19 protein-coding genes are annotated in these 22,885 nt (G+C 38.7%); 11 read left to right on the forward strand and 8 right to left on the reverse strand.

What is annotated here, in order from left to right:
- Positions 1 to 11 precede the first annotated feature (11 nt).
- The 5 genes from lysS to ACESOD_RS00090 all read right to left on the reverse strand — a co-directional run bounded on the left by lysS (position 12) and on the right by ACESOD_RS00090 (position 4,497).
- On the reverse strand, positions 12 to 1,502 hold the full coding sequence (gene lysS, locus ACESOD_RS00070) for a lysine--tRNA ligase (protein WP_373093270.1): 1,491 nt from the start codon (positions 1,500 to 1,502) through the stop codon (positions 12 to 14).
- Between the two features lie 140 nt (positions 1,503 to 1,642).
- Positions 1,643 to 2,263, reverse strand: coding sequence for a histidine phosphatase family protein (locus ACESOD_RS00075; RefSeq protein ID WP_373093272.1), 621 nt, complete (start codon positions 2,261 to 2,263; stop codon positions 1,643 to 1,645).
- On the reverse strand, positions 2,260 to 2,745 hold the full coding sequence (locus ACESOD_RS00080; protein WP_373093274.1) for an aminoacyl-tRNA deacylase: 486 nt from the start codon (positions 2,743 to 2,745) through the stop codon (positions 2,260 to 2,262). The genes ACESOD_RS00075 and ACESOD_RS00080 overlap by 4 nt, the downstream gene beginning before the upstream one ends.
- The gene (locus ACESOD_RS00085) at positions 2,745 to 3,587 is read right to left on the reverse strand and encodes a DUF368 domain-containing protein (protein ID WP_000954130.1); all 843 of its coding nucleotides are present in this window, start codon (positions 3,585 to 3,587) and stop codon (positions 2,745 to 2,747) included. Before ACESOD_RS00085 ends, ACESOD_RS00080 begins: the two co-directional genes overlap by 1 nt.
- A gap of 109 nt (positions 3,588 to 3,696) precedes the next feature.
- Positions 3,697 to 4,497 (reverse strand): glycoside hydrolase family 25 protein, encoded by an 801-nt coding sequence (locus tag ACESOD_RS00090; RefSeq protein WP_373093275.1) that lies wholly within the window; start codon positions 4,495 to 4,497, stop codon positions 3,697 to 3,699.
- A 156-nt stretch (positions 4,498 to 4,653) separates the two neighbouring features.
- Here ACESOD_RS00090 and glmU point away from each other — a divergent pair, with 156 nt between their 5' ends.
- The 8 genes from glmU (at position 4,654) to ACESOD_RS00130 (ending at position 12,306) form a co-directional block, all read left to right on the forward strand.
- On the forward strand, positions 4,654 to 6,033 hold the full coding sequence (glmU, locus tag ACESOD_RS00095) for a bifunctional UDP-N-acetylglucosamine diphosphorylase/glucosamine-1-phosphate N-acetyltransferase GlmU (protein ID WP_049509529.1): 1,380 nt from the start codon (positions 4,654 to 4,656) through the stop codon (positions 6,031 to 6,033).
- Between the two features lie 9 nt (positions 6,034 to 6,042).
- On the forward strand, positions 6,043 to 6,606 hold the full coding sequence (locus ACESOD_RS00100) for an NUDIX hydrolase (protein ID WP_049509527.1): 564 nt from the start codon (positions 6,043 to 6,045) through the stop codon (positions 6,604 to 6,606).
- Positions 6,599 to 6,910 (forward strand): cell wall synthase accessory phosphoprotein MacP, encoded by a 312-nt coding sequence (gene macP, locus ACESOD_RS00105; RefSeq protein ID WP_000517859.1) that lies wholly within the window; start codon positions 6,599 to 6,601, stop codon positions 6,908 to 6,910. The genes ACESOD_RS00100 and macP overlap by 8 nt, the downstream gene beginning before the upstream one ends.
- 10 nt (positions 6,911 to 6,920) lie before the next feature.
- On the forward strand, positions 6,921 to 7,616 hold the full coding sequence (locus ACESOD_RS00110) for a 5'-methylthioadenosine/adenosylhomocysteine nucleosidase (RefSeq protein ID WP_373093278.1): 696 nt from the start codon (positions 6,921 to 6,923) through the stop codon (positions 7,614 to 7,616).
- Between the two features lie 292 nt (positions 7,617 to 7,908).
- Positions 7,909 to 10,197 carry a DNA helicase PcrA gene (gene pcrA / locus ACESOD_RS00115; protein WP_373093280.1) on the forward strand — a complete coding sequence of 763 codons (2,289 nt, stop codon included), beginning with the start codon at positions 7,909 to 7,911 and terminating at the stop codon, positions 10,195 to 10,197.
- 166 nt (positions 10,198 to 10,363) lie between these two features.
- A complete protein-coding gene (locus tag ACESOD_RS00120; RefSeq protein WP_006150712.1) occupies positions 10,364 to 10,624 on the forward strand; it encodes a SemiSWEET family transporter in 261 nt (86 codons plus the stop codon).
- Between the two features lie 105 nt (positions 10,625 to 10,729).
- Positions 10,730 to 11,431: a response regulator transcription factor gene (locus ACESOD_RS00125; protein ID WP_373093281.1), complete on the forward strand. Its 702-nt coding sequence runs from the start codon at positions 10,730 to 10,732 to the stop codon at positions 11,429 to 11,431.
- Positions 11,428 to 12,306: a sensor histidine kinase gene (locus ACESOD_RS00130; RefSeq protein ID WP_373093283.1), complete on the forward strand. Its 879-nt coding sequence runs from the start codon at positions 11,428 to 11,430 to the stop codon at positions 12,304 to 12,306. Before ACESOD_RS00125 ends, ACESOD_RS00130 begins: the two co-directional genes overlap by 4 nt.
- Positions 12,307 to 12,345: 39 nt before the next feature.
- Here the strand turns inward: ACESOD_RS00130 and ACESOD_RS00135 are convergent, their stop codons facing one another.
- From ACESOD_RS00135 to ACESOD_RS00145, 3 genes are all read right to left on the reverse strand, one after another.
- Positions 12,346 to 13,104, reverse strand: coding sequence for an ABC transporter permease (locus tag ACESOD_RS00135; RefSeq protein WP_049504800.1), 759 nt, complete (start codon positions 13,102 to 13,104; stop codon positions 12,346 to 12,348).
- 10 nt (positions 13,105 to 13,114) lie between these two features.
- Positions 13,115 to 14,023: an ATP-binding cassette domain-containing protein gene (locus ACESOD_RS00140; RefSeq protein WP_373093285.1), complete on the reverse strand. Its 909-nt coding sequence runs from the start codon at positions 14,021 to 14,023 to the stop codon at positions 13,115 to 13,117.
- Positions 14,024 to 14,187: 164 nt separating this feature from the next.
- The gene (locus tag ACESOD_RS00145; RefSeq protein ID WP_373093287.1) at positions 14,188 to 14,997 is read right to left on the reverse strand and encodes a Cof-type HAD-IIB family hydrolase; all 810 of its coding nucleotides are present in this window, start codon (positions 14,995 to 14,997) and stop codon (positions 14,188 to 14,190) included.
- 179 nt (positions 14,998 to 15,176) lie between these two features.
- Between ACESOD_RS00145 and ACESOD_RS00150 the strand changes: the two genes are divergently transcribed.
- The 3 genes from ACESOD_RS00150 (at position 15,177) to addA (ending at position 22,872) form a co-directional block, all read left to right on the forward strand.
- Positions 15,177 to 15,848, forward strand: a complete 672-nt coding sequence (locus ACESOD_RS00150) for a CPBP family intramembrane glutamic endopeptidase (protein ID WP_373093288.1) — start codon at positions 15,177 to 15,179, stop codon at positions 15,846 to 15,848.
- Positions 15,849 to 15,979: 131 nt separating this feature from the next.
- On the forward strand, positions 15,980 to 19,231 hold the full coding sequence (gene rexB / locus ACESOD_RS00155; protein ID WP_373094056.1) for an ATP-dependent nuclease subunit B: 3,252 nt from the start codon (positions 15,980 to 15,982) through the stop codon (positions 19,229 to 19,231).
- A complete protein-coding gene (addA, locus tag ACESOD_RS00160; RefSeq protein ID WP_373093289.1) occupies positions 19,228 to 22,872 on the forward strand; it encodes a helicase-exonuclease AddAB subunit AddA in 3,645 nt (1,214 codons plus the stop codon). The genes rexB and addA overlap by 4 nt, the downstream gene beginning before the upstream one ends.
- The last annotated feature ends 13 nt before the right edge of the window (positions 22,873 to 22,885 follow it).

The raw sequence follows: 22,885 nt of genomic DNA on the forward strand, positions 1-22,885 counted from the left end.
GATTTTAGTTTTTATTTCATAGTTGGGAAGAGCAATACATCACGGATAGTGGTTGTATCTGTGAGGAGCATGCAGAGACGGTCGATACCGATTCCCAAACCACCTGTTGGTGGCATACCGTATTCAAGTGCTTCGATGTAGTCGTAGTCAATGCCAGTCGCTTCGTCGTCACCAAGCTCTTTGGCTTTGGCTTGAGCTTCGAAACGGCTAAGCTGGTCGATTGGGTCGTTGAGCTCAGTAAAGGCATTTCCGTATTCTTTAGTCATGATAAAGAGCTCAAAGCGGTCTGTAAAGCGCTCATCTTCTGGATTTTTCTTAGCAAGTGGTGATACAGCTACTGGGTGACCGTATACAAATGTTGGTTGAATCAATGTTTCTTCAACGTACTCTTCAAAGAAGGCATTGATAATGTGTCCAACTTCAGTATAGTGTTTTTCAACAGGAACATTCTTTTCAGCTGCGATAGCTTTAGCTTCTTCGAAAGTCATATCTTTCCAGAAATCAACACCTGTAATTTCCTTGATTGCATCAACCATGTGTACACGTTTAAATGGTTCATTGATCTTGATTTCAGTTCCTTGATAGATAACTGGACCGTCGCCTTTAACAGCTTTAGCAGCGTGTTGAATAATACCTTCAGTTAAGTCCATGATGTCTTGGAAGTCTGCGTATGCTTGGTAAACTTCGATAGAAGTGAACTCAGGGTTATGTGTAGCATCCATCCCTTCGTTACGGAAGATACGGCCAATCTCATAAACACGCTCCATACCACCAACGATAAGGCGTTTCAAGTGAAGCTCAGTCGCGATACGAAGAACCATGTCAATGTTTTGAGCATTGTGGTGAGTGATAAATGGACGGGCAGCAGCACCACCGGCCTCGTTGTGAAGTACAGGTGTTTCTACTTCAAGGAAACCTTGAGCATCGAGGTAGCGACGGATTTCAGAAATGATTTTTGAACGTGTGACGAAGCGGTCAAAGCTTTCACGGTTAGAAATCAAATCAAGGTAACGTTTACGGTAGATTGTTTCAACGTCTGAAAGTCCGTGGAATTTCTCAGGCAATGGACGAAGGGCTTTAGACAAGTGTGTAATGTGAGTCGCCTTGATAGAGAGTTCTCCCATATCAGTACGCATCACTTCCCCTTCGACACCAAGGAAGTCTCCCAAGTCAGCCTTTTTAAAGATTTCGTAGTTTTCTTCACCAACAGCGTCTTTACGAACGTAGATTTGAATTTGACCTTCGCGGTCTTGAAGGTGGGCAAATCCAACTTTACCTTTACCACGCTTTGTTACCAAACGTCCAGCGATAGTAGCAGTCTCGTTTAAATCGTGTAGTTGTTCTTTGTCAAGGTCAGCATATTTATCTTTTAATTCTTTTGAGTTAGCAGTGCGTTCAAAGCGTTTACCGAATGGATCGATTCCTTGTTCGCGGAGCGCAGCCATTTTTTCACGGCGAACGATCTGCTGGTCATTTAGTTCTTCCATATGTTCTGTTGACATGGTTTCCTCCTAGTTTTTACTCAATTCTTGATACGATGAGTCTTTTTTGCGATACTCCCATTTTATCATAAAAGTCAAATAAATTCACGGATATTCTACAAAATCTAAAAAGAACTTAACAGTGATTGTTAAGTTCAGTTCTAATTCTGATAAGAAGTGTCGTTCCAGACTAAGAGGTTAAAGTTTTTAAAGTCTTCCGTTTCGACAATAGTCACACTGGCATTTGCTAGACCACCATCTTTTCTAAGTAGTGGAGTGTCATAGCCTAGAAGAGTTCGAATACTGGCTGTGAGATTGGCACCGTGACCAACAATCATAACATGTTCAAAAGGTTTGGACTCTAATGATTTGATAAATTGAATGGTACGCTGAGTTGTTTGATAGACAGACTCAGCACTAAACATAGTCGAATCAAACTTCGCTAGATTGGTACGAAAAGCTTTTAATTGCTCGGGATAGATGGCTTCCAAGGTTGCAAATTTTGCACCTTCAAGTTTTCCAAGTTGCCATTCTCTTAGTGAGGGGATTTCTTCTAATGGACAGCTGTTTTTCAGTTGACTTTGGATAATTTGAGCAGAAGTTTTAGCCCGAGGAAGATCACTAGAATAAATCACATCAAATGAAGTTTCCTGAAGATATTGGCCTAATTTTTTTAAGGTTTCAATAGATTCCTCAAGGAGTGGAGAGTCCCCGCTTGCTCCTTGAAAACGTCCCTCAAGATTCCAAAGTGTTTTACCGTGACGAATAAAATAGAATTTCATGTGTTACTTGCCTCCAAGATATCTGCAAATTCAGCTTTAACAAAGGATGCTAGATCTTGAGGATTGATAATGATACTATGACCAACTTCCCCTGCGGAAACAATCATTTCATTCAGTTGAAGAGCAGTTTGGTCGATAAAGATAGGATAGTTATGTTTTTGACGGATTCCAACTGGATTATTGGCACCGTGGATGTAGCCTGTTGTTTTTTCTAGGTCTTTTTGTGGAATCATGCTGACTTTCTTATTACCAGAAATCTTAGCCAGTTTCTTTTCAGAAAGATGTTCAGTGATAGGAAGGATGCCAATAATTGGTCCAGTCTTATCTCCCAGAAGTGCTAGAGTCTTGAAAATCTGACTCTTTTCATAACCTTGAGGCATCTCACCTTCCAGGGCATTAATTTGAATACCTGTATGGCTTATTCCTGCCTTGGTTAAAATTTGTTGGACCAAGGTTTTCTTGACTTTTACTTTTTTTGCCATTATTTATACTTATCCTCCAATTGACTCATCCAGATTCCCAACCAAATCCCTAGGGCAAAGAAGAAAGCAATCAGTACATATGAAACTAGTGACAAACCACTGTAACTGATACTTTCAGCATTACCAGCGTTTGGAATAAGGATCAAGAGTGTACTTGATAGTACGATTCCAATGATAAAATGATACACACGTGAGTGATAAAGGCGAAGAGCATAGTCCATGAATTTAGAGAAAATAATCAGAGTAATAAGAAGTCCGATCCCAATTGGTAAGAAGGTTCCAAACAAATCAAAAGTCTTGAACCCTGTTAACATAGGGCCATAAAGGCCAAGAATCAAGAGAAGATTGGAAGGACTAAGCCCAGGAACCAAAATCCCAAGAGCCAATAAACAACCAGCTAGTGTAAAGTTTAGGAAGCTTGCAGATAGAGAACCAACTACAAAATTCAAGGCATAGAGGGCGATTCCTGAGATGATGAAGGTTGCCCAAAACCATATGTGGTCAACCTTGTCTCTATCAGAGTCACGAGTTGATTCTTTGACAAGACTTGGGATGGTACCAATGATAGCTCCAGCAAAACTCCACAATACATACACTTGATAATTCTCTAAAAGATACTCGATTGGATAGGAGAAAAGTCCGATACCTAGAAGCATTCCAATGCCGACAGGAAGGAAAAAGAGTACATCTTCTTTTAAATTCTTAAAAGGATGGGCAAGAAATCGAATCATTCTCTCATAAATTCCCAAGATAGCGGCAAGAACGCCACCAGAAATCCCTGGTAGAATGAAACCTAGGGCAATTACAATTCCCTTAATAATTTTTGATAACCATGATAACATAGAGGTCCTCCGAGATTCATATTCTAAATAGATAAAACAGTGATTTAATACTGAAAAATAAAGAAAAGCAAGCAGAAAGCAATGTCTGACTTGCTTATTGTGATAGTGATTAAGGATTTAAAAACAATTTTCTAAAGGTTTCTTCCTTGTTCTTTGATGAAGAAATAAGGTTCAAATCGAGGTGATGTTCAAATCCGCCAAGATTTCCATGTGAAGTGTATTGGTGAAGGTCATAGCTAAGATCTGTTTTTGGAGCACTTTCATAGTAACCTGAGTTGGTTCCATAGGAAGGTATCCAGATAGCTGAATAATTTTCAACGCTGATACTATGTTCCTCCATAAAGTAAACACCAACATAGATACCGATATTTTTTGCACCCAATGAAGCTAATTTAGCACGAAAGGCCTCAACACCCTGGTTCATGTCAGACATAGTCTTTTCTTCAACATCTAACCAATAGTAGCTCGGGTTGTAAGGGGAAGCAGCGTTATAAAAGGCTTCAGCAGCTTTTTCCATTTCTTCGACATTTTTTCCAGCTACATAGGCATAAACAGCGACTGGAACATTTCGTTTTTGAAATTCTGTGATATGTTCTTTATAAGCCTTATCAACACCATTTTTGAATGAAGCGTCATTTTCAACAGAAACTTGAGCTCCACTATGAACCCGAACGATTGCACCTGAAATATTTTGAGTTAAGGTGTCATAATTGATCTCTGATGGTCTTTGCCAGCCAGAAACATCAATAATCGGCTTGTTGATATTATGTAAAGCTTGAGTTTCTACTTGAACTGGATTTTGCTTTGTTTTGACTGGATGGTCTTCAAACTTGGGTCTATTGATAATTAAAATACCCACGAGAGTAGCTAATACAGTAAAAATAAAAACAGGATTTATTTTCTTTCTCATACTTTTATAGTGTATCGTAAATGGTGAAAAAAATCAAAAAAAAATACTCGAAATCATCTAGAGAATGCGATGTTTTAAAGCATTTGCCCTCTTTTGTGTTTGAAAAAGCAAATTTATGATATAATATAAGGGAATTTCTATAGAAAAGAGAAAAATATGGCAAATTATGCAGTTATTTTAGCAGCGGGTAAAGGTACTCGTATGAAATCAGATCTACCAAAAGTCATGCACAAGGTTGCAGGAATTTCAATGCTTGAGCATGTTTTTCGTAGTGTAGGGGCCATCAATCCTGAAAAAACAGTTACGGTTGTGGGTCATAAGGCAGAACTTGTGGAGCAAGTTTTAGCTGGTCAAACTGATTTTGTAAGACAGTCTGAGCAATTAGGAACTGGTCATGCGGTTATGATGGCTGAGCCAATTCTTGAAGGACTTTCTGGACAAACATTGGTTATTGCTGGTGATACACCACTCATTACTGGTGAAAGTCTAAAGAACTTGATTGATTTCCACGTTAATCACAAGAACGTAGCTACAATCCTAACTGCAGAAGCTGAAGATCCATTTGGTTATGGGCGTATTGTTCGTAACGAGAATGCTGAAGTGCTTCGTATCGTGGAGCAGAAGGATGCGACTGATTTTGAAAAACAAATCAAGGAAATCAATACAGGAACCTATGTCTTTGATAATGCTCGTCTCTTTGAAGCTTTGAAGAATATCAACACCAACAATTCCCAAGGCGAATACTACATTACTGATGTCATCGGCATTTTCCGTGAAGCAGGGGAAAAAGTTGGTGCCTATACTCTGAAAGACTTTGATGAAAGTCTCGGAGTTAATGACCGTGTTGCCCTTGCGACAGCTGAAGGCATTATGCGTCGCCGTATTAACCAAGCACATATGGTCAATGGAGTTAGTTTTGTGAATCCTGAAGCTACTTACATTGACATCGATGTTGAAATTGCTCCAGAAGTTAAAATTGAAGCGAATGTAACCCTCAAAGGTTCTAGTAAGATTGGTGCAGGAACTGTTTTGACTAATGGAACTTATATTGTTGATAGTACAGTAGGTTCTAGTGTTGTAATTACCAACTCGATGATTGAAGAAAGCACGGTTGCTGATGGTGTAACAGTTGGACCTTATGCTCATATCCGTCCAGGCTCAAGCCTTGCAAAAGATGTACATATCGGGAACTTTGTTGAAGTCAAAGGTTCAAGCATCGGTGAAAATACTAAAGCTGGTCATTTAACTTACATTGGAAACTGTGAAGTTGGTAGTGATGTCAACTTCGGTGCAGGAACCATTACTGTAAATTACGATGGTCAACACAAGTTTAAAACAACTATTGGTAACAATGTTTTCGTTGGTTCAAATTCAACCATCATTGCTCCAGTAGAGCTTGGAGATAATTCTCTTGTTGGAGCAGGTTCAACCATTACTAAGGATGTTCCAGCTGATGCCATTGCTATTGGACGAGGTCGCCAAATTAATAAGGACGAATATGCAACTCGCCTCCCTCATCATCCTAACAATAAATAGGAGCTAACGATGGAATTTGAAGAAAAGACGCTTAGTCGTAAAGAAATTTATAAAGGACCTATTTTTCAGCTAGTTCAAGATCAGGTTGTACTACCTTCTGGAAAAGGTACTGCGCAACGTGATTTGATTTTCCACAATGGGGCAGTTTGTGTCCTTGCAGTCACTCCAGAAAATAAGATTGTTCTTGTTAAACAATATCGCAAGGCAATTGAAAAAGTCTCTGTTGAAATTCCTGCAGGTAAGCTTGAAGTAGGTGAAAATGCAGATCCAGAAGCTGCAGCACTTCGTGAATTAGAAGAAGAAGCAGCCTATACTGGTAAATTAAGCCTTCTCTATGATTTTTACTCTGCGATTGGATTTTGTAACGAGCGCTTAAAACTTTACTTGGCAAGTGATTTGACAAAAGTTGAAAATCCTCGTCCTCAGGATGAAGATGAGACTTTAGAGTTACTTGAAGTCAGTCTTGACCAAGCTAAAGAACTGATTCAGTCAGGTGATATTTGTGATGCCAAGACTATCATGGCTATTCAGTACTGGGAATTACAAAAAAATAGTGGAGGAACCCATGGGTAAACCTTTATTAACAGATGAAATGATCGAACGTGCCAATCGAGGAGAGGACATCTCAGGTCCTCCCTTGCTAGATGATGAGGAAACTAAGATTTTACCGACTTCTTCTCAAAATTTTGGCTATTCGCGAACCAAAGATCATGGTTTTAGCCAGGATACACTGACCATCGAAGTTGAACCTTCTATTCACAAAAGTCGTCGGATTGAAAATACTAAGAGAAATGTCTTTAATTCTAAATTAAACAAGATTCTTTTTGCAGTCATTTTTCTCTTGATTTTGTTAATTTTAGCAATGAGATTTATTTAAGGAGTCTATCATGAAAATTGGAATTATTGCAGCTATGCCAGAAGAGCTAGTTTACTTGATTCAACACTTGGATGATGCCAGTGAGGAAAAGGTTCTGGGAAATAGCTATCATACTGGTAAGATTGGTTCTGTTGAGCTTGTACTTGTAGAGAGTGGTATTGGTAAAGTCATGTCTGCGATGAGTGTCGCTATCTTAGCAGATCACTTTCAAGTCGATGCAGTGATTAATACTGGTTCTGCTGGTGCAGTGGCAAGTGGAATCGCAGTAGGGGATGTAGTGATTGCAGATAAGCTTGCCTACCACGATGTTGATGTGACTGCTTTTGGTTATGAATACGGACAAATGGCTCAACAGCCTCTCTATTTTGAATCAGACAAAAAGTTTATCAGCTTGATTCAAGAGAGTTTGTCTAAACTGGACCAAACTTGGCATTTAGGTTTGATTGCGACAGGAGACAGTTTTGTTGCTGGAGAAGATAAAATCAAAGCGATAAAAGAACATTTCCCTCAAGTTCTTGCTGTAGAAATGGAAGGGGCAGCCATTGCTCAAGCAGCTCAGGCTTTGAACTTACCTTTCTTAGTCGTTCGCGCCATGAGTGACAATGCCAATCATGAAGCATCCGTTTCCTTTGATGAATTTATCGTAGAAGCAGGACGTCGTTCTGCCCAAGCCCTAATGACGCTTTTGCAGTCTATAAAGGATTAATAGAAGAATTACTGAGAGTGGGACAGAAATCGGTAATTCGTTAGAATTCGATTTCGTCGTCCCACCTCCGCAAAGTTGAGTAGGGCTGTAAAAGCTGATGAAATCAGCGTAGTAGAGCACACTCAACTACTGCGTCTTGCTCGATAATCAAAAGAGAATTGAGAGGCTAGGACTTTTGTCCCAGCCTTTTCTTGTCTTGCCAACTAAAATAATCAGAAGGCTCCTAAGAAAAGTTATTTTCAAACTTTTTTGATATAATAGAAACATTGACTTGAAGAATAAGGAATAGAAAATGAACGATTTATTAAAGGGAATGAATGACCGTCAAGCTGAGGCCGTTCAAACCACAGAAGGACCCTTGCTGATCATGGCGGGGGCGGGATCTGGTAAGACTCGTGTTTTAACCCACCGTATTGCCTACTTAATTGATGAAAAGATGGTCAACCCATGGAATATCTTGGCCATTACCTTTACCAATAAAGCAGCGCGTGAAATGAAGGAGCGTGCTTATGGACTCAATCCAGCTACTCAGGATTGTTTGATTGCGACCTTCCACTCTATGTGCGTGCGTATCCTACGACGCGATGCGGATCATATTGGCTACAATCGCAATTTCACGATTGTGGATCCTGGGGAGCAGCGGACGCTCATGAAACGCATTCTCAAACAGTTGAACTTGGATCCTAAAAAATGGAATGAACGCACTATTTTGGGAACCATTTCCAATGCTAAGAATGATCTGATTGACGATGTTGCTTATGCTGCCCAGGCTGGAGATATGTACACGCAAATTGTAGCTAAGTGTTATACGGCCTATCAGAAAGAACTTCGTCAGTCAGAGTCGGTGGACTTTGATGACTTGATTATGTTGACTCTGCGTCTCTTTGATCAAAATCCCGATGTTTTGACTTATTACCAACAGAAGTTCCAGTACATTCATGTTGACGAGTACCAAGATACCAACCATGCTCAGTATCAACTCGTTAAACTCTTGGCTTCTCGTTTCCAAAATATCTGCGTAGTAGGGGATGCTGACCAGTCTATCTACGGTTGGCGTGGTGCTGATATGCAGAATATCTTGGATTTTGAGAAGGATTATCCTAAAGCAAAAGTTGTTTTGTTGGAGGAAAATTACCGCTCAACCAAAACCATTCTCCAAGCAGCTAATGATGTCATCAAAAACAATAAAAATCGCCGTCCTAAGAATCTCTGGACTCAAAATTCGGATGGGGAACAGATTGTCTACTATCGTGCTAATGATGAACAAGACGAGGCTGTCTTTGTTGCTAAAACCATCGATGAACTTGGTCGAAGCCAAAACTTCCTTCACAAGGACTTTGCAGTTCTTTACCGTACTAATGCCCAGTCTCGTACCATTGAAGAAGCTCTGCTCAAGTCTAATATTCCTTATACTATGGTCGGTGGAACTAAGTTCTATAGCCGTAAGGAAATCCGTGATATAATCGCTTATCTGAACCTCATTGCCAATTTGAGTGATAATATTAGTTTTGAGCGGATTATCAATGAACCAAAACGTGGCATTGGACCAGGAACAGTAGAGAAAATCCGTGACTTTGCCAACCTACAAAACATGTCGATGCTAGATGCTTCAGCTAACATCATGTTATCAGGGATTAAAGGTAAGGCAGTTCAGTCAATCTGGGATTTTGCCAATATGATTCTTGATTTGCGAGAGCAACTGGATCAATTAAGCATTACTGAGTTAGTGGAAGCAGTCTTGGAAAAGACAGGCTACGTAGATATTCTCAATGCCCAGGCGACTTTGGAAAGCAAGGCTCGTGTTGAAAATATCGAAGAGTTCCTTTCTGTTACCAAGAACTTTGATGATAATCCAGATAATCAGGAAGAGGAAACTGGCTTGGATAAGCTCAGTCGCTTCTTGAACGATTTGGCCTTGATTGCAGATACAGACTCTGGCAGTCAGGAAACATCAGAAGTAACCTTGATGACGCTCCATGCGGCCAAGGGACTCGAGTTTCCAGTTGTCTTCTTGATTGGGATGGAAGAAAATGTCTTTCCACTTAGTCGTGCAGCAGAAGACATGGATGAACTAGAAGAGGAACGCCGTCTAGCCTATGTCGGTATCACGCGCGCAGAGAAAATCCTTTATCTAACCAATGCTAACTCACGCTTGCTATTTGGTCGAACGAACTATAATCGCCCAACACGCTTTATCAATGAGATTAGTTCAGATTTGTTAACTTATCAAGGTTTGGCGCGTCCTGCTAATAGTAGCTTCAAATCATCCTATAGTAGTGGAGGTGTCGCCTTTGGTCAAGGCATGAGCCTAGCTCAAGCTCTACAAGATCGTAAACGCAACGCAGCTCCAAGATCAATTGAATCAAAAGGACTACCTTTTGGACAGTTTGCTGCTGGATCAAAATCAACTTCAAGTGAAACCAGCTGGTCTATTGGTGATATTGCCCTTCATAAGAAGTGGGGCGAAGGAACTGTGCTGGAAGTCTCAGGCAGTGGATCCACTCAAGAATTGAAAATCAATTTTCCAGAAGTTGGCCTCAAAAAACTCCTAGCCAGTGTAGCACCAATTGAAAAGAAGTAAGTTTTCTAAACGAATAATATTCCCTCTTGCAATAACAAGGGGGATTTTTTCTGTTCCTCTTATCACAAGATTGTGATAATTTACATTTTCTTAACAAAAAAGTTTTTTGCTTACACGTTTAAAACAAATAGTGTATAATTGAAACTGTTTTTGAAAGGAGAAGAAAATGACTGAAAAACAAATGAAAACATTAGGTTGGATTGCAACCTTTATGTCTGTTATGATGTATATCTCATATATTCCTCAAATTATGAACAACCTTGCGGGTCAAAAAGGAAACTTTATCCAACCAGCAGTAGCTGCAATTAACTGCAGTCTTTGGGTATACTACGGACTCTTTAAAAAAGAACGTGATATTCCTTTGGCAGCAGCCAATGCACCAGGTATTGTTTTTGGGATTATTACCGCATTGACAGCTTTATTCTAAAACATAAAGTAAACTCTTCTTCGTATCTAGTTATGAGGGAGAGTTTTTCTTTATCCGAAATTCCTAAAAAAACATGATATAATACTATTAGAAAGGTTGGTGTTTATGGCTAGAATACTTATCATTGAAGATAATAATGAGATTCAAGAAATTTTGAAAACTCTTCTTTCTGAGGAACATGAGGTGATTCAAGCTTTTTCTGGTACCGAAGGAATGATTCGATTTGAGCAAGGTGGCATTGATCTAATCTTGCTAGATATTATGCTTCCTGGAAAAAATGGCGATCAGGTTTTAAAAGCCATTAGACAAGATAGTTCAGTTCCTGTCATCATGCTAACTGCTCTAAGCGATAAAAAGCTAATCAGCCAATATCTCTTAGATGGTGCTAATGATTATATCGTAAAGCCTTTTGATTTGGATGAAGTTTTTGCCAGGGTTACGGTTCAATTACGTCAAAATAGTGACAAGCAACCAGCTGAAATCGAACATCCTTACAAGTTGATTCAACAGTTAAAAAATATTCAATTTGATGCAGATAGTTTTGAAATCAAAAATAGCCAGGAAACTATTCGCCTAGCTAAGAAAGAATGTTTGATTCTCCAAACCTTACTGGGACATCCTAAGAAAATTTTCACGAAAGAAGAACTCTATGAATTGGTCTGGGAGGATACTTATTTACCAGGCGATAATACTCTCAACACTCATTTAAGTAATCTCCGTAAAAAATTAGGCCAACTGGATCCAGAGCAAGAGTATGTTGAAACTATCTGGGGAGTTGGTGTTCGGTTAAAAGGAGATGAGCAATGATCTACATTTTACTATCTTTGCTAGTGCTGGTCATTATCCTATTGACCATATGGTTGATTCGCTATCATCTAGCACTCGTGAACTTGAGCCAACAAATCGAAGACAAGATTTATACTGGAAGTATGAAGAGAATCGGAGTGTCAACTTTCTCCAAGGATTTTTTACATCTTTACCAGCAAATCAATCATCTCTTTCAAGAAGTTGAGCAGTCACGCTTGATTATGAAACGTGAAAAGCAGACTTTAGACATGGCTATTAGCAATATTGCACACGATATTCGGACGCCTTTAACGATTGCGTCCGGTTATACTCAGCAATTGCTTAAAACAGAAAATCCTGAGTCTGAGAGTTTGAAAAAAATTGCTCATCATCTCAATCAAGTTTCAAAACGGCTAGAGGCTCTTTTGGACTATCGTCGGTTAATGGAAGGAGCAGTTAAACCTAACTTATCTGAGTTAGAAGTCTCGACATTTATGACGCAAAAATTGTTGACCTATTATGATTCTTTTCAGACGGCAAAGATTGACCTTGATTTGCAAGTAGAATCTGGTTTGTATTTACTGACAGATTCAGATTTATTAGAGCGTATCTTGCAAAATCTCGTTGGCAATGTTCTAAAACATGGTAAGGATGAAGCAAGATTTTCTCTGAAGGAAGTGGACAATCATATCTGTTTGGAAATTGCTAATCTGGTTAAACAACCGATTCGTAAAATTGAAAATCTCAGTCAACGATTTTACTCTGAAAACCTTTCAGATACAGAAGAATCCTCTGGTTTAGGCCTTTATATTACTGAAGAACTATCCCATCTCCTTGGTGCAGAACTACAACTAAGTACTGATGGTGCTTGGTTTACAGTTAAGATACTCTTTTAAAACAAGCAACCTCCTCTTTTTGAATAGAGGAGGTCATTTTTATAAGCTTTTCTTTTTGAAAACAGCAAGTCCACTTATGGTAAAGAATAGAATAACAGTCACTGTAACGATAATGGTGTATAGAACAGCTTGACTATAGGCAGTCATGGCATAGGCAAAATTCAAGGACAAATAGCGTAAAATCTCGATATCTGGAAAGATAAGCATTGGTGTTGAAAGCAAGATAGAACTGATTAAATAGCCAATGAAAACAGCCAGATAAGAATGAGTCACATAGAGAATGAAGGAAATAATGGAAAGCCAAGCAAGAAGGCAGAGGAATTGAAGACCGATCGTTAGAAGGAGATTGCCAATAAATCCTTCTGGCATGGTTCCTACTCCGTTTAGGATAGTTGCTGGTACGAAAGCAATAACTAGGCTAATAAGAATTTGCATTAGAGCGATACTGGCTAATACAACTGACTTGGCTAGGAAGAATTCTGTACGAGAAACCCCTACTGTCAAACTGTTTTTATAGAGTTTTCCGATAAGATCAACTCCTAGAACTAAGCAAGCAAGGATAATGCAGAGGAAAACTAGGTTTGAACCTTGACTAGATGCGTTAATCAGGGCTTGAATACCATCCCAGCCTTTACTTGGAAGTTCAGTTTCTGGAGGTGTTGTATCAACTGACATTAGATGTCCTGTAGCCCCAATAGTAGCTCCCATTAACATGAGTGCAAAGAGAACAATCTCTGTAATCCAAAAACCTTTGGAACGGAAAAGACGGTAAAAGTCTGCTTGAATTGTGTGTATCATGGTGTTCCTCCTATTTTACTAATTGTGTGAAGTATTCTTCAAGATTTTGACGAGCATAGTAAATCTCATCAACAGCGACATCTGCTAGAGTAAGTTCTTTGAGAATGCGTTTGACATCTTGTTCATGACTAAAAATATGAATCTCATTGTCTGAATTAACAACTTTAAATTCAAGATGCACTTTGTCTTTTAAGATTTGACTAGCTTTTTCTTTGTCACTTGTTTTTAGAACAATATAGTCTTCATTCAGTGTCTCAAATTCGGCCTTACTGATTTCACGAATGATTTTCCCTTGGTCTAAAATTCCAAAGCGATTGGCAACCAGATAGAGTTCTGACAAGATATGACTAGAGATGAGAATTGTTATTCCTAGTTCTTGATTCAGACGTTGAATCATATGACGAAACTCTTTGATACCGATTGGGTCGAGACCATTGATGGGTTCATCAAGGATGAGAAAGTCTGGTTTTGATAGGAGAGCAATAGCAATGCCTAGACGTTGTTTCATCCCAAGAGAGAAATCTCGAAAAACTTTTCTACCTGTATCTGTTAACCCTACATACTTTAACGTTTCCTGAATGACTTGATCAGCATTTGGGATATGTCGAATAGTACAATAATATTTAAGATTTTGATAGGCCGTTAAATGATTATGAGCTACTGGAGATTCAATGACTGAACCTACTCGAGATAGGGCTTTTGTGCACTCCTTATATCCTTGACTGGAAAAGAGGGAAATAGTTCCATGGTCAGCAGATAATAATTGAGTAATGATTTTAATCAGAGTAGTTTTACCAGCACCATTCTTTCCGATAAGTCCATAGATATCTCCTTCTTTTACTGAGAGATTAAGATCTTGTAGAATGGGTTGTTTGCCAAATTGTTTGGACAAGCCATGGATTTCGAGGGCTGTTTTCATAGTTTTCTCCTTTAACCTTTAAGATGTTTTATTTTTATAATTCTAGTATAAAGCATAGATATCAAAGAATCGTCAAGCATTTCTAAAGTGTTTCTAAAGTTTTTAAGTTTCTAAAAAATAAAAAGCCCAGTTAGCTAGAAATGCTAGTTGACTGGGCTTATATTCTATAAAATATATTTCTCAATAGCGCGTGCAACACCATCTTCTTCATTGCTAGCAGTTACGGCATCCGCGAGAGATTTGACATAGTCGCTAGCATTTCCCATGGCAATCCCAAGCCCTGCAAATTCTAACATCTCAATATCGTTATTGGCATCACCCATCGCCATGATTTCAGAAGGTTGGATATCCAAAATCTCAGCCAAACGAGAAAGAGCAGAAGCTTTTGTGGTACCGAGTGGCATTGCTTCATAGATAACTGGTTGTGAACGAACTCCGCTAAATCTCTGACAAAGTTCATCAGCAAATCGTTGTTCAAAATCATCTGTTTGTTCTTTTGTACCTAAGAACATACCCTGGAACATGCGATATTTTCCACTGGTAGCTTCCTCTAGTGAAATTTCAGTCAGGTCAGAAAAGACGAGTGTCGCATCGTATTTTACGATAGGATTTGGTTCGCCTCCGAGAACGAAGTAGTGTTCCTCGTCAAAGAGAGTCAATTGGACCTCACTCTTTTCTGCAAGTTCATTCAGGTATTCAATGTCTGATTTGCTAAGTTCTCTCCAGTCAACCAGTCCCCAATCACTAGTTTGGTGGGTAGAACAACCATTGTTGACGATGACGTATTCATTCTGCAAATCTAGTCCTAGTTTCTTGTAGTAGGGAAGAACCCCAAAGAGAGGACGACCAGTACAGAGAACCAGTTTGACGCCTTTTTCGATAGCCTTATGAATGGCATCAATATGAGCCTGAGGGATTTCCTTGGCTTCGTTGAGTAGAGTTCCGTCCATATCAAGGACAAGTAGTTTAATCATAGTAGTTCCTTTTCACGTGTTTTGTCTATATTATAGCATAATTTAGTGGAAATAAGGATTACTATGTCAATTTAGGACGTTTCAATTACAATTCATGATTTGAAGAGGCTTTTTAGCAAATATATGCTATACTAAACTTGCAATATACTGATAGTGGATAAAAAAGCAGAGGGTTTATCATGAAAAAAAGAGCAGTACAGATTTTACTAGCTTTATTAGTAATTATTTATAGGAAGACATGGTTTTTGTGGATTTTTAATCACTTTTCAGCTAGGTTTGTGACTGCCAGTCGAGAATTTTTTCAGATTCTTGCTTTTTTAGAGTTTAGCGTTACTTTTCTAGCTATTCTTTATTTACTAGTATTCGAAGGTAGGAAAATTCTTGAGTTGAAGTGGAAATGGAGATATCCAGTTTATTTGCTTCTTGCTTATGGTGTCAATTATCTTTTAGATATTGCATTGTCCTTTTTAACCCCAGCAACGTCCAATCAAATCGCTTTAAATGAATTGACTGAGATGACAGGGCGACAAGAGTTACCTTATCTTTTACTTATTATTTGTCTGCTAGGACCAATTACAGAAGAATTGGTATATCGAGGAGTTCTGATGAATACATTTTTGAAAGATTCACCTTGGTATGGAGATGTTTTACTATCAGCCTGTGTCTTTGGCTATGTGCATGTCAGTTCAGGTTTAACACCACTCGCCTTTTTCACCTATGCAAGTGGTGGAGCAATTTGTGCATTCCTCTACCGAAAAACTCATTCTCTCTATTTTCCCATTTTGCTCCATCTCATGATTAACATTGCTGCATTTTGGGAATTATGGGTAAATCTATTTTCAGGAAGCTAGTGCTTATCAATCAATGCCGGAAATTTCCGGTATTTTACTTTTTATCAGTAGTTTAAGAACTCTCTATTTATAGGATTAGCAGTCAAAAAATGGTATAATGAAAGGTAATGAAAAAATCAAATGAGGCAGAGATGAAACTACTTTATACCGATACTCGGACTTCTTTGACAGAAATCCTGACCAAGGAGGCTCAAGAACTGGTTGCCCAAGGCAAACGAGTCTTTTACATAGCTCCTAACTCTCTTTCTTTTGAAAAGGAACGTGCCGTGCTGGAGTGCTTGAGTCAGCAGGCTTCTTTTGCGATCACAGTCACGCGCTTTGCTCAAATGGCTCGTTATCTGGTTTTAAACGATATACCCGCGAAGTCAAGTCTCGATGATATTGGTCTGGGTATGGCTTTTTATAAGTGTCTATCAGAGATAGATGCTAAGGATTTCCGTGTTTACGGGGCTATTAAGCAAGATCCGCAATTCATCCAGCAACTAATTGAGATTTATCACGAAATGACAACTGCTAAGATGAGTTTTTTGGACTTGGAAAGTCTAGCTGACGCTGATAAACGCTCTGATTTACTCTTGATTTTTGAAAAGGTAGCAGCTTATCTGAATCAAGGTCAAGTTTCACAAGGGAGTCAATTATCATATCTGATCAATGCTATCGAAGAAAACAAGGTAAGCAGTGATTTTAGTCAGATTGCCCTAGTTATTGATGGTTTTACTCGTTTCTCTTCAGAAGAGGAACACCTTGTGAATCTGCTACACCGTAAGGGTGTTGAGATTGTCATTGGTGTGTATGCGACTAAAAAAGCTTATACAAGTCCATTTACTGAAGGAAATCTCTATCAAGCCAGTGTTGAGTTTTTGCATCATTTAGCCTTTAAATACCAGACCAAGGCAGAAAATGCTTGTCAAGACCATGAGAAACTTGATGCCTTTGCTAAATCTTCAAGATTACTGGAAAGTGCTTATGATTATTCTGAAAGTAGCTTAGAAGTGGATGAAAATGATAGAGAAGATTTGCAAATTTGGTCTTGTCTAACCCAAAAAGAAGAGCTGGAGTTAGTTGCTCGTAGTATTCGACAGAAATTGCACCAAGATTCAGAACTTAGTTATAAGAATTTTCGTATCCTGCTAGGTGATGTAGAGTCTTATAAACTGTCTTTGCAGACAATCTTTAATCAGTATCAGATTCCATTTTATCTGGGCAAGAGTGAGTCCATGGCTCATCATCCTTTAACGCAATTTGTAGAATCCATCGGGCGTTTGAAACGATACAATTTCCGTCAAGAAGATTTGATTAATCTCTTACGCACTGGCTTGTATACTGACCTTAACCAAGAGGAAATTGATAGATTTGAACAATATCTTCGTTATCTAGGTATTGATGGTCTTTCTAGTTTTAAACAAGAATTCACAAAAAATCATCATGGGAAATTTGATTTAGAAAAATTAAATAAGCTTCGTGTTCGTGTTCTAGATCCATTAGAAACGTTATTAACCAGTCGTAAGCAAAAAGCTGAGAATCTTCTTTCAAAATGGAACAACTTTTTGAAAGATGCTCATTTGATCAAGCAGTTACAAACCTTATCTGCAACGATGGAAGTAGCAGAGCAAGAAAGACAAGAGGAGGTCTGGAAAGCATTTTGCCACGTAATGGAGCAATTTGCTACGGTATTTGAAGGTTCTCAGGTCACTTTGGATGATTTCTTGGCTCTTCTTCATTCAGGTATGAGCTTGTCCAATTATCGTACGATCCCAGCAACAGTAGATACTGTCTTAGTGCAGAGTTATGATTTGATTGCACCCTTGACATCTGATTACATCTATGCACTTGGCTTAACTCAAGATCACTTGCCAAAAATTGCTCAAAACACCAGTTTATTGAGCGATGAAGAAAGAGAAGTGCTAAACCAAGCAACTCAAGAAGGTTCTCAATTACTGATTGCAAGTCAAGAAAACCTCAAGAAGAATCGCTATACCATGCTTTCGTTGGTCAATTCTGCTAGGAAGCAATTAGTCTTATCAGCACCAAGTTTACTTAATGAAAATGAGAGTAAAGAGTCAGTTTATCTGAAAGAATTGCAGGACTTTGGTTTTAGCAAGATTGAAAAGAGAATTGACCGAAAACATCTATCGAAAGATGATATCGGTTCTTATCACAGTCTTTTGTCTAGTCTGGTTGCCTATCATCAGCAAGGTGAGAGGGAGACAAGTGACCAAGACTTAACTTTTGTAAAAGTTCTGGCTCGTGTAATGGGTAAAAAGTTGGAACGCAAAGGTTTGGAAAATCCTGTCCTACCGACAAGTCCGAAAAGCAAGGCTTTAGCTAATGATACACTGGAAGCTTTATATCCGCAGGAACAAGATTTCTATCTATCTACTTCTGGATTAACAGAATTTTACCGTAATGAATACAGTTACTATCTCCGATATGTTTTAGGTTTGCAGGAAGAATTGCGTCTGCGTCCTGATGCACGAAGTCACGGTAATTTCTTGCACCGTATTTTTGAACGTGCATTGAAACTTCCGAGTGATGAATCCTTTGATCGTCGTTTAGAACAAGCAATCTCTGAAACTAGTCAAGAACGTGAGTTTCAAGCCATTTATCAAGAAAGCTTGGAAGCTAAATTCACCCAGGAAGTTCTTTTGGATGTCGCACGCGCTACAGGACACATTCTTCGACATAATGCGGATGTTGAAACGATTCAAGAAGAGGCAGTCTTTGGTGGCAAGGAACAAGCTTTTATTCAGCTAGATAATGGTCGAAATCTCTATGTTCGTGGTAAGGTTGACCGAATTGACCGTCTAAAATCAGATGGAGCTATCGGTGTTGTAGATTATAAGTCTTCTTTGACTCAGTTCAAGTTCCCTATGTTTTATAATGGTCTTAACTCGCAATTACCAACCTATCTAGCTGCCCTCAAGCAAGAAGGGAATACGGATTTCTTTGGAGCTATGTACCTAGAAATGGCAGAACCAATTCAGTCATTACAAACTGCAAAAACTCTTTCTAAAGCAGTAGCAGAAACGAATAAGACTATGAAATACCAAGGTCTCTTTCTCGAAAAAGAGATAAAAAACCTTGGAGAATTTTACAATAAAAATAAGACTTATCAGTTGTCAGATGAGGAATTCCAGTTATTGTTAGACTATAATGCCCTTCTCTACAAAAAAGCAGCAGAGAAGATTTTATCTGGTGAATTTGCGATCAACCCTTATACAGAAAACGGTAGAAGCATTGCACCCTATGTTCAACAATATCAGTCTATTACGGGTTTTGAAGCCAATTACCATCTAGGTCAGGCGAGATTTTTAGAGAAAGTTGCCAAGAGCAATGCCAAGGAAGCTTGGTTTAATAAAATCAGAGAGGAGTTGGAGCAATGAAATTTTTATCCCAAGAAGAGATTGAAGTCTTGCAAGTAGCAGAAGCTCAGTCTAACAAGAAACCTAAGAAAACAGCTGAACAAATTCAAGCTATTTATAGCTCTGGTCAAAATATTTTGGTTTCAGCTTCAGCTGGTTCGGGAAAAACTTTTGTCATGGCTGAACGAATTCTTGACCAACTAGCGCGTGGTGTTGAGATTCGCCAACTCTTTATCTCAACCTTTACGGTTAAGGCAGCTACCGAGTTAAAAGAACGCTTGGAAAAGAAAATTAGCCAACAAATCCAAGAAACGCAAGATGTGGAACTAAAAAAACACCTCGGCAGACAATTAGCTGATTTACCCAATGCTGCGATTGGGACCATGGACTCTTTTACCCAAAAATTCCTGACCAAGCATGGTTATCTCCTTGACCTCTCTCCAAATTTTCGCATTCTTCAGAATGAAAGTGAGCAGCTTCTCTTCAAAAATGAAGTTTTTCGTCAAGTTTTTGAATGTCACTACCAAGGTAAAGAACAGGAACGATTTAGTCAGTTGGTGAAGAACTTTGCAGGTAGAAGCAAGGATGCGCGTGGACTGCGTAAACAGGTCTATATGATTTATGACTTTTTGCAATCCACAAGTAATCCTCAGGCTTGGCTAGAAAATTCCTTTCTAAAAGGCTTTGAAAAGGCTGATTTTACGGTTGCTAAAGAAATCCTTGCAGAGGATATAAAAGAAAGACTTTGGGATTTAGAAAGCTTTTTCCGTTATCATTTGGATAATGATGCCAAGGAATTTGGCAAAGCAGCTTATTTAGAATCTGTCCAACAAGTTCTTGATGAGATCGGTTCTTTAAGCCATGAATCTACTTTTGAGCAATATTTAGAAGTTTTAGACCGAGTTGTTAGTATCTCTAAGGATAAGGGAGGTCGTGCTCTTACAAATGCCAGTCGTAAGGCTGAACTACAAGACTTGAAAGAAGTCTACAACCAAGAGAGAAAAGCAAAATTTGAAAAGCTGATCTCACTAAATGATCAAATCACTTTACTAAAATTTCAAGAAGATTATCATCAAGATTCCTGGGACTTGGCAAAGACATTCCAAGTCTTCATGAGGGATTTTGTTGATGCCTATCGACAACGGAAGCGCGAAGAAAATGCCTTTGAATTTGCTGATATTAGTCATTATACGATTGAGATTTTAGAAAACTTCCCACAGGTGCGTCAAGAGTATCAGGAACGCTTCCACGAAGTTATGGTCGATGAATATCAGGATACCAACCACATCCAGGAGAGAATGCTGGAACTCCTCTCAAACGGTCATAATCGTTTTATGGTAGGAGATATTAAGCAGTCTATTTATCGTTTTAGACAGGCAGATTCCCAAATCTTCAACGAAAAATTTCATAGATTTGCTCAAGATGACAAAGAAGGTCAGTTAATTCTACTTAAAGAAAATTTTCGGAGCAGTTCAGAAGTTCTAGATGCTACGAACGATGTCTTTAAACATCTAATGGACGAGGAAGTAGGAGAGATATCTTATGATGGTATGCATCAGCTTGTTTTTGGGAATACTGATATTCAAGCAAATCCTGAAAACAAGGCAGAAGTTCTCTTATATGATAAGGATGATAGCGATTCTGATGATGAGGAAGAACTTGCAACCAACAAATTAACTGGTGAAATGCGCATGGTGCTTAAGGAGATAATTCACCTTCATAATGATAAGGGTGTACCTTTCAAGGACATGGCTCTCTTAACTGCCAGCAGAAGTCGAAATGATCAGGTTTTACTTGCTTTATCGGAATATGGGATACCAGTTAAGACTGATGGTGCTCAAAACAATTATTTGCAATCCCTAGAAGTGCAGGTTATGTTGGATACCCTTCGAGTTATCCATAATCCTCTACAAGACTTCGCTTTAGTGGCTTTAATGAAGTCCCCGATGTTTAGCTTTGATGAGGATGAATTGGCTCGTTTAGCTCTTCAAAAATCTGAGGATAAGGTTCAAGAGAACTTTTATGAGAAACTAGTCAATGCTCAGAAGAAAATTGGTCTTCAAAAGGATTTAATCAAAGATGAATTACAAAAGAAACTAAGCTTTTTCATGGAAACAATCCAGGCATGGCGTTTAAATTCCAAAACGCATTCACTTTATGACCTTATTTGGAAAATCTATAGCGACCGCTTTTACTATGACTATGTCGGTGCTTTACCAAATGGACAAGCTAGACAGGCAAATCTCTATGCCCTTGCTTTAAGAGCAGATCAGTTTGAAAAGAGTAATTTTAAGGGATTATCTCGCTTTATTCGAATGATTGACCAAGTCTTGGAAGCCCAGCATGATCTTACCAATGTCGCTGTGGCACCACCTAAGGATGCTGTAGAACTTATGAGTATTCATAAAAGTAAGGGCCTAGAGTTTCCTTATGTCTTTATCCTTAACATTGATCAGCAATTCAACAAGCAAGATTCCATGTCTGAGGTCATCCTAAGTCGAAGAAATGGCCTTGGTCTCAAGTATGTTGCTAGAGTTGCTACAAATGCCAAAGAGGAATACGTTCCATCTACGATTAAATTATCTATCCCTAGCTTGACCTATACGCAAAACGAAGAAGAACTTCAGTTAGCAAGTTATTCTGAACTCATGCGTTTGCTTTATGTAGCCATGACACGTGCTGAGAAAAAATTATATTTAGTTGGAAAAGGTTCTCGTGAAAAGTTAGAAGCCAAAGAATATCCGACAAATGGGCAAGGTCTTTTGACTCGAGAAACTAGACTAGACGCTAGTAATTTCCAAGATTGGATTTGGGCCATTTATCAAGCATTTTCTAAGGAGGATTTGCATTTCACTGTGCGCTTTGAAGGTGAAGAAGACCTAACCAAAGAAGCTATCGGAGAATTGGAAAATAAAAGCCAGCTCCAAGACCAATCCCAAGCAGATAATCGCCAGTCAGAAACCATCAAAGATGCGTTGGAAATGCTAAAAGAAGTGGAAGTATATAACGAAATCCACCGTGCAGCAATCAATCTTCCAAGTGTACAAACTCCAAGTCAGATTAAGAAGTTTTATGAACCAGTTATGGATATGGAAGGTGTAGTAGTAGCTGGTCAAAGTCAACTAAAAGAAAGTACGGTTCAATTCAAGCTTCCTGATTTCTCTAAAACTAAGAAAGTTACTGGTGCTGAGATTGGTAGTGCTACCCATGAACTCATGCAGAGAATTAATCTAGCTAAGAAACCCACTTTAGAGACTTTAACAGAGGCTTTAGAGCAAGTTCAAGTAAGCTCGGATGTCAAATCCAAAATCAATCTAGGAAAGATTTTGTCCTTCTTTGATACGGCTCTAGGTCAAGAGATTCTTGCAAATCAAGATAAACTCTATCGAGAACAACCTTTCTCAATGTTAAAAAGAGACGAGAAGAGTCAAGAAAACTTTGTTGTCCGTGGAATATTAGATGGTTATCTCCTCTACGATGATAAGATTGCTCTCTTTGACTACAAGACAGACCGTTATGAGCATGCTAGTCAGCTTGTTGAACGCTATCGAGGACAATTAGCTCTCTATGCAGAGGCTCTATCTCGTTCATATCAGATAGAAACAGTTGAGAAATATTTGATTCTACTTGGTAAAGACCAAGTAGAAGTCGTTAAACTTTAAAAAGAAAGGAGAC

This window comes from Streptococcus oralis, assembly GCF_964238205.1.
Taxonomy (GTDB): domain Bacteria; phylum Bacillota; class Bacilli; order Lactobacillales; family Streptococcaceae; genus Streptococcus; species Streptococcus oralis_CZ.